10 protein-coding genes are annotated in these 11,907 nt (G+C 53.1%); 1 reads left to right on the top strand and 9 read right to left on the bottom strand.

Annotation, left to right across the window (positions count from 1 at the left end; all coding sequences use genetic code 11):
• Nucleotides 1-2: 2 nt before the first annotated feature.
• Nucleotides 3-866, bottom strand: a complete 864-nt coding sequence (locus tag AB8B75_RS03480) for a peptidylprolyl isomerase (RefSeq protein ID WP_405359861.1) — start codon at nucleotides 864-866, stop codon at nucleotides 3-5.
• A 174-nt stretch (nucleotides 867-1,040) separates the two neighbouring features.
• Between AB8B75_RS03480 and secA the strand changes: the two genes are divergently transcribed.
• The gene (gene secA, locus AB8B75_RS03475) at nucleotides 1,041-3,746 is read left to right on the top strand and encodes a preprotein translocase subunit SecA (protein WP_405359860.1); all 2,706 of its coding nucleotides are present in this window, start codon (nucleotides 1,041-1,043) and stop codon (nucleotides 3,744-3,746) included.
• Between the two features lie 12 nt (nucleotides 3,747-3,758).
• Here the strand turns inward: secA and AB8B75_RS03470 are convergent, their stop codons facing one another.
• The 8 genes from AB8B75_RS03470 to AB8B75_RS03435 all read right to left on the bottom strand — a co-directional run bounded on the left by AB8B75_RS03470 (nucleotide 3,759) and on the right by AB8B75_RS03435 (nucleotide 11,795).
• Nucleotides 3,759-4,181, bottom strand: a complete 423-nt coding sequence (locus AB8B75_RS03470; protein WP_405359858.1) for a RidA family protein — start codon at nucleotides 4,179-4,181, stop codon at nucleotides 3,759-3,761.
• On the bottom strand, nucleotides 4,182-4,610 hold the full coding sequence (locus tag AB8B75_RS03465) for an acyl-CoA thioesterase (RefSeq protein ID WP_405359856.1): 429 nt from the start codon (nucleotides 4,608-4,610) through the stop codon (nucleotides 4,182-4,184). It abuts the gene before it with no gap.
• Nucleotides 4,611-4,700: 90 nt separating this feature from the next.
• Nucleotides 4,701-6,323 carry an AMP-binding protein gene (locus AB8B75_RS03460; protein ID WP_405360182.1) on the bottom strand — a complete coding sequence of 541 codons (1,623 nt, stop codon included), beginning with the start codon at nucleotides 6,321-6,323 and terminating at the stop codon, nucleotides 4,701-4,703.
• Nucleotides 6,323-7,483, bottom strand: a complete 1,161-nt coding sequence (locus AB8B75_RS03455) for an acyl-CoA dehydrogenase family protein (protein WP_405359855.1) — start codon at nucleotides 7,481-7,483, stop codon at nucleotides 6,323-6,325. Before AB8B75_RS03455 ends, AB8B75_RS03460 begins: the two co-directional genes overlap by 1 nt.
• Complete coding sequence (locus AB8B75_RS03450; RefSeq protein ID WP_405359853.1) at nucleotides 7,483-8,283, bottom strand: enoyl-CoA hydratase family protein; 801 nt, start codon at nucleotides 8,281-8,283, stop codon at nucleotides 7,483-7,485. The genes AB8B75_RS03455 and AB8B75_RS03450 overlap by 1 nt, the downstream gene beginning before the upstream one ends.
• Nucleotides 8,276-8,761, bottom strand: coding sequence for a MarR family winged helix-turn-helix transcriptional regulator (locus AB8B75_RS03445; protein WP_405359852.1), 486 nt, complete (start codon nucleotides 8,759-8,761; stop codon nucleotides 8,276-8,278). The genes AB8B75_RS03450 and AB8B75_RS03445 overlap by 8 nt, the downstream gene beginning before the upstream one ends.
• On the bottom strand, nucleotides 8,758-9,513 hold the full coding sequence (locus AB8B75_RS03440) for an SDR family NAD(P)-dependent oxidoreductase (protein WP_405359850.1): 756 nt from the start codon (nucleotides 9,511-9,513) through the stop codon (nucleotides 8,758-8,760). The genes AB8B75_RS03445 and AB8B75_RS03440 overlap by 4 nt, the downstream gene beginning before the upstream one ends.
• Nucleotides 9,510-11,795 carry a bifunctional salicylyl-CoA 5-hydroxylase/oxidoreductase gene (locus tag AB8B75_RS03435; RefSeq protein ID WP_405359848.1) on the bottom strand — a complete coding sequence of 762 codons (2,286 nt, stop codon included), beginning with the start codon at nucleotides 11,793-11,795 and terminating at the stop codon, nucleotides 9,510-9,512. The genes AB8B75_RS03440 and AB8B75_RS03435 overlap by 4 nt, the downstream gene beginning before the upstream one ends.
• Nucleotides 11,796-11,907: the final 112 nt, after the last annotated feature.

The raw sequence follows: 11,907 nt of genomic DNA, 5'->3' as shown, positions 1-11,907 counted from the left end.
TTTTATTCCAGAAGCTCGACCTGCTTGAGAATTGCTGGATCGATCTCCAAGTCTGCAGGTATTTTGACGTCAGCTTTGTCGGTGGCTTCTTTGATTGCGTTCTGTGCAGCTTCCTGGCGGATTTCGTTCGCGAGATTTTCACGCACATCTTCAAGTGTAGGGATTTCAGCCTTACGGGTCTCGTTCAGCTTGATAATATGCCAGCCGAACTGTGTCTGAACCGGCGCAGACACCTCGCCCGGGCTCAACGCGATTGTCGCCGCTTCAAAACTAGGCACCATCATGCCAAGACCGAACCAGCCTAGTTCGCCGCCGCCCGGACCGGAAGGCCCGGTAGACTTTTCGCGTGCAGTATTTCCAAAATCTGCACCGCCATCGATTGCTTCCTTTACGGCGATTGCTTCTTCTTCCGTCTCAACCAAAATGTGCGAGGCATTAAACTCCTCTTGCGGATCGAAATCGCCGTACTGTCCATCGTAACGTGCTTGCAGAACATCCTCTGTGACAGCTTTAGCCAGCACACTTTCCACCACTTCGGCCGCCGTCAGCGAACGACGTTCATTTTCCAGTGACTTCGTGACGCGCGCCGGCAACTCTCCTTCATAGCTTTGTGCTAAAGCGCTTTGTTGTACCAGCTGTTCCAAAATACCGTCGTAAAGAACTTTGTCGTCAAGCTCCTGATACTGTGGTGGCAAGGATGCGCGCGCAGCGATCATATGGCCCAGCGAGATCTCAACACCGTCTACAACGGCGACAACAGTATCAGCCGTGGGAGGTTCGGGTTCAGTTTGATCCTGCGTCCAACCCTGGGTGGCGATGGTGATTGCAAGCACTGCGCTGGCCGAAATGTTGAGAAGTTTTGGCATCGATGGGTCCTATGAATGCGTCACGGCGGTGCGCGACATTGACACGGTTTGGCGTGACCCTTACATCGCCCTATGGACGTCGCGAGAGCGCTGCGTTCTTACTCTATCTATGGGCTGTTACGCAGACGAGCAAGCAGATCAGCGCCATTCACTACTACTTCGGCTGGAGAACGCATGCTGGGCATCGGAACACTCGCGAAAAAGGTCTTTGGAACTCCGAACGATCGAAAGGTAAAAGCGACCCGCCCCCTGATTGAGCATATCAATGCACTTGAGCCGGAATTTGAAAAGTTGTCCGATGCTGGCATCCTCGAGAAAACCGAAGAGTTTCGCAAACGCGCCAACGACGGAGAAAGTCTCGATGCGCTTTTACCCGAGGTTTTTGCAAACTGTCGCGAGGCCGCACGGCGCGCGCTTGGTTTGCGGGCGTTCGACACCCAGTTAATCGGCGCATTATTCCTGCATCAAGGCAATATTGCCGAACAAAAGACGGGCGAAGGCAAAACTCTGACCGCGACTTTTGCGGCTTACCTCAACGCGCTGACTGGCAAGGGTGTGCATATCGTCACTGTGAACGAATATTTGGCCAAACGGGATGCCGCCTGGATGGGCCAGGTTTTTGGTGCCTTGGGTTTGACCACAGGTGTGGCGCATGCGGATATGTCCGAAGAAGCCAAACGCGATGCCTATGCCAGTGATATAACCTACGCGACAAACAATGAGCTGGGCTTCGACTATCTGCGCGACAATATGAAATCTGAGCTGAGTCAAATCTTCCAGAAACATCACAATTACGCGATTGTCGATGAGGTTGATTCGATCCTGATTGATGAGGCCAGAACGCCATTGATCATCTCGGGACCGTCGCAAGACAGATCTGAAATGTACAAAGTGATTGATGTGGTCATCCCTGAACTGAAAGATGACCATTTCGACTTGGATGAAAAAACCCGCAATGTCACCTTTACCGATGACGGCAATGAATTCCTCGAAGAACTATTGCGCGCGCGTGACTTGCTGGAAGAAGGGCAAAGTCTTTACGATCCTGAAAGCACCACCATAGTGCACCACGTGAACCAGGGTCTTCGGGCGCACAAGCTGTTTCAACGCGATAAAGATTACATCGTGCGCGACAACGAAGTCGTATTGATTGATGAATTTACCGGACGGATGATGGCAGGTCGGCGCCTTTCGGATGGCTTGCACCAGGCCATCGAAGCGAAAGAGAACGTTGCCATCAAGCCCGAAAACGTAACGCTCGCCTCGGTGACATTCCAAAATTACTTCCGTCTTTATGACAAGCTTGCAGGTATGACGGGAACGGCTCTCACCGAGGCAGAGGAATTCCAGGAAATATATGGTTTGGGTGTGGTCGAAGTACCCACGAACAAACCTATCGCTCGGGTGGATGAGGACGACCAAGTCTACCGCACAGTCCGCGAAAAATACGCTGCCATGCTCGAACAGATCAAAGAGAGCAACGCGAAGGGCCAGCCCGCTCTTGTCGGCACGACGTCAATTGAAAAGTCCGAAGCGTTGAGCAAGATGCTGTCGGAAGCGAATATCAAACACAACGTTTTGAATGCGCGCCAGCATGAACAGGAGGCGCAGATTGTGGCGGATGCTGGCAAGTTTGGCGCGGTGACTATCGCGACAAACATGGCTGGACGAGGCACTGACATTCAGCTGGGTGGGAATGTTGATATGCAGGTCCTGAACGCCGTGGCTGCGGATCCTGAGGCTGACCCCGAAGCTCTGCGCGAAAAGATTGAAGCGGAGCATGCAAGCGAAAAGCAAAAGGTCATCGAGGCGGGTGGTTTGTATGTGCTTGCCTCGGAGCGACATGAAAGCCGCAGGATTGATAATCAGCTGCGCGGGCGTTCTGGTCGGCAAGGAGATCCAGGGCGGTCGTCGTTTTACTTGAGCCTCGAAGACGATTTGATGCGCATTTTCGGATCCGAACGGCTTGAAAAAGTGCTGACCACGCTTGGTTTGAAAGAGGGTGAATCCATCGTCCACCCTTGGGTCAACAAGTCTTTGGAACGTGCTCAAGCCAAGGTCGAAGGGCGCAACTTCGACATTCGAAAACAATTGCTGAAATTTGATGACGTGATGAACGAGCAGCGCAAGGTGATCTTTACGCAGCGCCGCGACATCATGGAAGCGGCGGATTTATCCGAGATCACCAAAGACATGCGGCATCAGGTGATTGATGACGTTATCGATACTTACCTGCCGCCAAATTCTTATGCGGATCAATGGGATGCCGATGGGTTGCATGAGGCGGTCAAAGAGCAATTGGCTTTGGATTTGCCGGTCGGTGATTGGGTCGAAGAAGAAGGAGTTGATGACGACGCCATACGAGAGCGTCTGGTAAACGCTACAGACGCGTTCATGATCGAAAAAGCCGAGCAGTTCGGCCCGGAAAACATGCGCAACATCGAAAAACAGTTGCTGCTGCAGGCCATCGATACCAAGTGGCGCGAGCATCTTTTGACGCTTGAACATCTCAGATCCGTCGTGGGTTTTCGTGGGTATGCGCAGCGCGACCCTCTGAACGAATACAAAAATGAATCCTTCCAGTTATTTGAAAGCATGCTCGACAGCTTACGTGAAGATGTAACCCAGAAACTGTCGCAGATCAGACCGCTGACCGAGCAAGAGCAACGGGACATGTTGGATCAAATGCGTGCGCAGCAGGTTGCCGCGCAAAGCGCCGCGGCAGTGTCAGCCAGCGGTGCCGCGGCGGCTGCTGCTGGGGAAGCGGCGGAGGGGTTTGTCGAAGACGATCCGTCCACCTGGGGCAATCCTGGGCGTAACGAAGAATGCCCCTGTGGATCCGGCAAGAAATTCAAACACTGCCATGGGCGTCTGGTCTAACGGGGACCCGTTTCATGCATCGGTAGTATCGTCCTGTCTGTTTTGTAAAACGGCCGTGGCTTCTATTTCCACAAGCGCTTCATCCTCGATTAAATCGGCAACCACAACCATTGTCATTGCCGGGAAATGTTTGCCCAGTACGCGCTGGTACGCTTGACCCACTTCGCGTTGCCGCGCGAGGTATTCATTTTTTTCCTTAACGTACCAGGTCAATCGGGTCAGGTCCGAGATGCTGCCGCCCGCCTTGTCGAGGATCGTGGCGATGTTTTTTAACGCGACTTCCATCTGGCCAACAAATTCATGTGTTTCAAAAACTTGATCGCTGTTCCATCCGATTTGACCGCCAATAAACAAGATTCCATCCGTTGTCAGTATACCGTTGGCATAGCCTTTTGCCGGAGCCCATCCATCAGGGGAGATTTCTTCATGTGCCATTCAACCCTCCAGTTTAATGTGCGGCACAAAGGCGTCGCGCAGCGGATGAGACCATGGCTGCGGCCTACCTTTGGTGTCGACATTTACCAATGTCGATGAAAACACCATGCGTTTTTCATCGCGGCAATATGTATCAATTTCGAGATGTAGACTGGTTTTGCCCATTTTTTGAATTGCCAGGCACAGCCGCAATTGATCGCCATGGCGACTCGGGCGCAAAAACTCTGCGTTGATTCGGGCGGTCGGAACAGCGCCTGTTTGGTGGAAGTCTTCGAACGCACACCCGATATGATCAAAGAATGCCTCCACGCAATCGTTCATAATTTCAAAGTAACGCGGGTAGAAAACGATCCCGGCGGGATCGCAGTGTTTGAACAATACTTTTTGATGCACTTCAAACACAAACTGTACCTCTCCCCAGGTTTCCATTTGAGCGTTTCAGGGCAAGTAGAGTTTGTTTTTGCTTGAACGAATAATCCACTGGGACGCGGGTTGTTGTATCTAAAATATCAAACCTCATTATTGGGTGCTTTGTCGTAATCGGAAACGTTGGATCTTCCCTGTGGCTGTTTTGGGAAGCGCCTCTATGAATTTTACTGATCTTGGATACTTGTAAGGCGCGATCGTCGCCTTGACATGATCTTGCAGCAGTTTGGCCGTTTTTTCACTGGGGTCATAGCCATCGGACAGAACGACATGCGCTTCGACAATCGCACCGCGCGCATCGTTGGGCGCACCGACGACGCCGCATTCTGCCACTGCTTCATGAGCGAGCAGAGCAGCTTCCACCTCGGGTCCTGCAATGTTGTATCCCGATGAGACGATCATATCGTCGTTTCGGGCGGCAAAGTGCAGATAACCGTCGTTGTCCATGAAAAATGTATCACCGGTGATGTTCCAACCGTCTTGAACATAGATGTTCTGTTTGTCACTGCCCAAATACCGGCACCCTGTGGGCCCACGCACGGCCAATCGTCCTGGATCACCCTGCCGGACTTCTTGACCGGCTTCATCCAGAATTCGGACGTCATAACCGGTAACAGGCTTACCGGTGCATGCGGGTTTGTGGTCATCGAACCGATTAGATATGAAAATGTGAAGCAATTCAGTCGCCCCAATACCATCCAGCATCGGTTTTCCGGTTCTTTCTATCCACTCGTTGTAGACGGGCGCTGGCAGCGTCTCCCCAGCGGATACCGCAGCACGCAGGCTGGAAAGATCGGCGCCTTGATCCATTGCGCGCATCATCACTCTGTACGCTGTGGGCGCTGTGAAACAGACCGTAGCTTTGTATTTTTCAATGATCTCAATCATGTTGGGCGGAGATGCAGTTTCAAGCAGTGTTGCAGCCGCCCCAAATCGCAGCGGAAAGATCGCAAGACCGCCAAGTCCGAAGGTGAAAGCGAGCGGAGGCGAACCGACGAAAACATCATCTGGCGAGACATCGAGCACCTCCTTGGCATATCCATCTGCAATGATCAGCAGGTCGCGATGAAAATGCATCGTAGCCTTTGGCGCGCCAGTTGTGCCTGAGGTGAAACCCAATAGAGCAACATCATCCTGCGCGGTTTGAACAGCATCAAAAGTGACCGGCTTTTCCAAGGCCAGTCTATCCAGTTCAGCGTCATGGTTTGACGTTCCATCAAAACCAACAACTGATGTAAGAAAGGCCGAGGATTTGGCGCATGTCGCGAGCTCATCCATCAATCGGGTATCACACAGTGCATGTGTGATCTGGGCCTTGTCGACGATTTGCTTAAGCTCACCTGCCCGCAGCATGGGCATCGTGTTCACAACCACTGCACCGGCTTTGGTGGCGGCGAGCCAACATGCCACCATGGCCGGGTTGTTGGCGGAACGGATCAACATCCGGTTGCCCGGCTTTAGATCCAGGTCTTCAACCAGAACGCGGGCCAGGCGATTTGTCCAGTCGCTGAGCTCCTTGTAAGTTCGCTGCCGTCCGTTGCCGATCAAAGCGGTCCGGTCTCCGAACCCTTTGAGAACCATCGCATCGGTCAGTTCAACTGCCGCGTTCAGCTTTTCGGGATAGTGGAATGCGTCAAGCAAAAAGTCAGGCTGCAGCGAGGCATCTGGCAGGTTGTCCCGCGCAAAGGTGTCCAGGTGACCTGTATAGTTTCCCATCATTGCCTCTCTCGAAAGCTTCCAATCTCCTGGCGTGCGATCACAACACGTTGCACATCAGACGCACCTTCATAAATGCGCAATGCTCTGATATCGCGATATAATTCCTCAACTTTGGAACCATGACGCACACCGTCGCCGCCGTGGAGTTGAACGGCGCGATCAATGACTTGCTGTGCCTGATCCGTCGAAAACAGCTTTGCCATGGCAGCCTCACGGGTGACCCTTGGCGCGCCACTGTCTTTGGCCCAGGCCGCGCGGTAAATCAAAAGAGCGCTGGCATCGACGTCCACTGCCATATCGGCAATGTGTCCCTGAACCATCTGCAGATCACAAAGCGGTGCATTTTGAATGTGGCGGGTGGTCACGCGAAGCAAGGTTTCGTCCAACGCGCGTCTCGCAAATCCCAAGGCAGCGGCGGCTACGGTTGATCGAAACACATCCAAAACTGACATCGCGATTTTGAAGCCCTGCCCAGGTTGCCCGATGACTGCGGTGTTTGGTACCCGAACGTTGTTGAACCGTAATGTCGCCAATGGATGAGGCGCCAGGGTCTGCAAGCGTTCGACAATCTCGAAGCTAGGCAAATCGGGCGTAACGATAAAGGCGCTCAGGCCTTTTGCACCAGGTGCCTCACCGGTCCGTGCGAAAAGGGTATAAACATCGGCAATGCCGCCGTTCGAAATCCACGTCTTTTCGCCATTCAGCACATAGTGGTCCCCCTCTTTCGTTGCCGTCATTGACGCATTGGCTACGTCCGAACCAGACTGTGGCTCTGTGAGCGCAAATGCAGAGATGACCTGGCCAGTTCGGGTCAGAGGCAACCATTGGTCACGCTGGGCTGCAGTGCCAAATAGGGACAAAGCGCCGGTGCCCAAACCTTGCATGGCAAACGCAAAATCGGCCAAACCATCATGTCTGGCCAAAATCTCGCGGCTTAAACATAGTTTGCGCACGTCCAACGTTTCGTTTTCGAGGGCGCTGGTATGTTGAAGCCAGCCTCCGTCGCCCAGTTTGCGCACCAGATTACGGCAAGAGTCATCAACATTACCATGATCCACTCCTGAGAGGTTGGAGGCCGCCCATTGGTCCAATTCGGCAGCGAAGCCGCGATGACGGTCTTCAAAAAATGGCCATGTCAAAAAGCTCTGATCTGGCATCAGTTACCCTCGAAAAGGGGTTTTTCTTTAGCTACAAATGCACGATAGGCGCGCTTGAAATCTTCTGTCTGCATGCAGATTGCCTGCGCTTGCGCCTCAGCTTCAACGGCCTGTTCGATGGACATAGACCACTCCTGTGCCAACATTGTCTTGGTCATCATATGCGCAAAATTCGGCCCGGCCGCGATCCGTGCCGCCATGTCCGACGCTGTCTGAGCCAGCGTTTCCGACGGAACGATCTTGTTGAAAAACCCCCAGGCAACGCCTTCCTCAGCACACATTGAACGTCCGGTAAATAAAAGCTCAGATGCCCGACCCTGGCCTATGATACGTGGCAAAATTGCGCAGGCCCCCATATCGCATCCGGCCAGACCGACGCGCGTGAAAAGAAAGGCGGTTTTTGTTTCCGGCGTGGCGATACGTATGTCAGAGGCCATCGCAATGATAGCGCCGGCTCCCACGCAAATCCCATCTACGGCCGAAATCATTGGTTTGCCGCAGTTGATCATCGCTTTGACCAGATCGCCCGTCATACGCGTGAACGTGAGCAATTCCTTAGTGTTCATCTCGGTGAGAGGACCAATGATCTCGTGAACGTCCCCGCCAGAGCTAAAATTTCCCCCGTTTGATCCAAAAATCACGACATCTATTTCGTCGCGGTAGGGTAGCGACCGAAACCAATCCCGCAGTTCGGCGTAGCTGTCAAATGTCAGCGGGTTCTTGCGATCCGGTCGGTTTAGGGAGACGGTCGCAATCCTATGATTCAGGGCCAACAGAAAGTGTTTTGGCATGTCAGTCATCAGAAACACCCGTTGTGTTGAGGGTCACGGCATCCGACAGCAACGCTGCAGCTTCGGCACTGGCACTGGCATTTAACCCGCCCAGCAGTTCGCTGACCCAGCGTTCGTGGGCCTCTGCCTGCAGCAGAAACTCATCAATACCCTTTTGCGTCAATCGAATGTGATGCGCGCGCCGATCACCGGGTACCGGTTCGCGCAACACGAGCCCGTTGTTGAAAAGACGATCAACGATTCCTGTCACATTTCCATTGGACACCATCAACATCCGGGACAGTTCACTCATCTTCATCCCACTTCGATGACGGTAAAGGGCCGACATCACATCGAACCGCGGAAGCGTTGTATCGAATTTAAGCCGCAGCCTTTCGCGCAACTCAGCTTCAATCAACCGATTGGTTTTTAAAACGCGCAACCACAAACGCAGACGTTCTTTAGAATCTGTGCCCACTGAAGAGCCGTGTTTTAGCGTTTTTGTCATACTTCGCCTCCAGACAACGCAAGTGCATGCCCATTGACCGATGCCGCAGCGTCAGAGCAAAGCCAAAGCGCGGTTTGTGCGACTTCTCGCGTGCTGACAAATCGCTTCTGAGGGTTGCCGGACAAAAGCGATTTATGCGTTTCTGCAGCCGTCATTCCCGTCTTGGCGGCAATGGCCTCCACAGACTTTTCCAATAGAGGGGTTTCGATAAACCCGGGGCAGATCGCGTTGGCGGTGACACCGGATGTGCCTATTTCCTGCGCCAAACTGCGTGTCAATCCGACGACCCCGTGTTTGGCGGCACAATACGGGCTTACATAGACGTAACCCTTGAGGCCTGCTGTGGATGCGATTGCGATCAGCCGGCCCCATCCATTAGCTTTCATGTCGGGTAATGTCATTTGCCACAAGTGAAATACACCACCCAAGTTGACGGCGAGGGTTTCATTGAAATCATGCGCAGAAATCTTTTCAAACGGCGCCGAAGGAGCCGTTCCTGCATTGGCGACAGCAACTGCAACAGGTCCAAATTCTTCACGCGCGGTGTCTAGTGCCGCCTTCAAGGCCGCCGGGTCGGTGACATCCGCAGACACAGGTAAACCGCCAATTGATTTGGCCAGTTTTTCCAATTGCGCAATGCGCCTTCCCAAGACTGTCACACTTGCGCCTGCGTTGGCAAAGACGCGCGCGGTTTCGGCTCCCACACCGCTGCCGCCTCCGGTGACAACAATATGTTGGCCGACCATGCTCATGATCTGCTCGTTTCGACATTGCGATCCGCATTACGCCAGCTTTGATCACGGCCAGCAAGGTACGGCAGCGGCCATTCTGCGTTTCTATCGCCGATTTGTGTCCCGGCATGCAGCGTCCAGTAGGGATCTGCCAAATGTGGACGCGCCAGACAAACAAGGTCCGCGCGCCCGGCCATCAAGATCGAATTGACATGATCCGGCTCAAAGATATTGCCGACGGCCATGGTCGCAATCCCAGCCTCGTTCCGAATACGATCTGAAAAAGGGGTTTGGAACATGCGTCCATAAACGGGACGTGCATCGGGTGACGTTTGGCCTGCTGACACGTCAATGATGTCAGCACCAGCTGCTGAAAACAATTTGGCGATCTCGACGGCCTCTTCCGGGGTCACACCGTCGGCACCCACCCAGTCGTTGGCCGAAATGCGGACGGACATGGGTTTGTGTTCAGGCCAGGCGGCCCGCATGGCAACAAAGACTTCCAGCGGAAAGCGCATGCGGTTTTCAAAGCTGCCGCCGTAGTTGTCTTGGCGCTGGTTCGACAGCGGCGTGATAAACGAGGAAATGAGGTAACCGTGGGCTGCATGAAGTTCGATCATGTTGAAACCAGCCCGTTCAGCCATAAGGACCGACGCCACGAACTGATCCCGCACCTGGTCCATTTCGGTGCGTGTTATGGCGTGGGGAGATGCGTTGCGCTGAGACCAGGGAATTGCCGAGGCAGAGAGGGTATTCCAATTGTCTGATTGCAGCGGCGCGTCCATCTTTTCCCACCCTAGTTGAGTGGAGCCTTTGCGCCCCGCATGGCCAATCTGACAACAAATTTTGGCTGGTGTTTCGGCGTGTACAAAATCGGTCAGGCGCTTCCAAGCGGCTTCGTGTTCAGGAGCGTACAGACCTGGACAACCCGGAGTGATGCGCCCCATCGCGGATACGCATGTCATTTCTGTGTAGACAAGGCCAGCACCGCCTTTGGCACGTTCGGCATAGTGCACGAAATGCCAATCGGTCGGTGCACCATCGACCGCTTTGTATTGCGCCATCGGCGACACCACCACACGGTTTGCCAGTTTCATGTCGCGTAACTTATAAGGCGCAAACATCGGGGCGCGCACGGGTGCAGCTGGTCCACCAACCCGAGTTTGAAACCATTTTTCTGCACTTTCTAGCCAAGTGGCATCTCGCTTGCGCAGGTTTTCATGGCTGATCCGCTGCGATCGAGTCAGCAAGGAGTAGTTAAACTGCACAGGGTGAAGTCCAAGATATCGGTGGACATCTTCGAACCACTCCAGCGAATTCCGCGCAGCGGATTGCAAGCGCAAAACCTCAAGGCGGCGATCGTTTTGATACCGAGCAAAAGCGTCTTTTAAGGGCAAGCTGTGCACATATTCTGCTAGTGCAATAGCACTTTCCAACGCGAGTTTGGTACCGGATCCGATGGAAAAATGTGCTGATGCAGATGCATCACCCATCAAAACAATGTTTTCGTAGCTCCAGTTTTCGCACAAAACCCGCGGAAAACTCAGCCACGCTGACCCGCGAATGTGGTGCGCATTGGTCATGAGACTGTGTCCGCCGAGATATTCCTTAAAGATTTCTTCGCAGGTGTCGATACTCTCCTGTTGGCTCATTTGGCCAAAACCGTAAGCGTCCCAAGTCGCCTGATCGGTTTCCACAATGAAGGTCGCCGTATCGCTATCAAATTGGTAGGCGTGCACCCACAACCAACCTTTGGCCGTCTCTTGAAATATAAATGTAAAGGCGTCATCAAATTTTTGATGTGTTCCCAACCACACGAATTTGCAGGCACGCATTTCAACCTCTGGCTTGAAGTGCATGGCGAGATCACTGCGTGTTTTTGAATTCAATCCATCAGAGGCGACGACAAGGTCATATTCCTTGGCGTATTCGGTTGCGCTGACTGCTTCAGTTTCAAATCGCAAATCGACGCCTAGTTCAGTCGCGCGGTCCTGAAGCAATAAGAGTAATTTCTTGCGGCCAATGCCGCAAAACCCGTGACCAGTCGAAACTGTTTTTTCGCCGCGATAATGAACTGCAATGTCATCCCAATAAGCGAAGTGGCTGCGGATGGATTCGGCACTGACAGGGTCATTTTCTTGCAGGTTGTCCAGTGTCTCATCCGACAAAACGACGCCCCAACCAAATGTGTCGTCATGCTTGTTGCGCTCAAATATGACGACCTCGGCATCGGGCCGGCGCAGTTTCACAGAGATTGCAAAATACAGTCCGGCCGGACCGCCTCCCAGGCAAGCAATACGCATCTTGTGCTCCCAGAGCGATTTCCCGATGCATTAATCGATAAATTATATGTTTAAAAATTTCAAGTATATATAATTAGTCTTAGACCTAACGTCGTTTGAAATTTGGCTCAGA

Source organism: Roseobacter sp., from assembly GCF_045106495.1.
GTDB lineage: Bacteria > Pseudomonadota > Alphaproteobacteria > Rhodobacterales > Rhodobacteraceae > Roseobacter.
The sequence above is the reverse complement of the archived record's forward strand: the minus strand, read 5'-3'. Positions and strand labels throughout refer to the sequence as shown.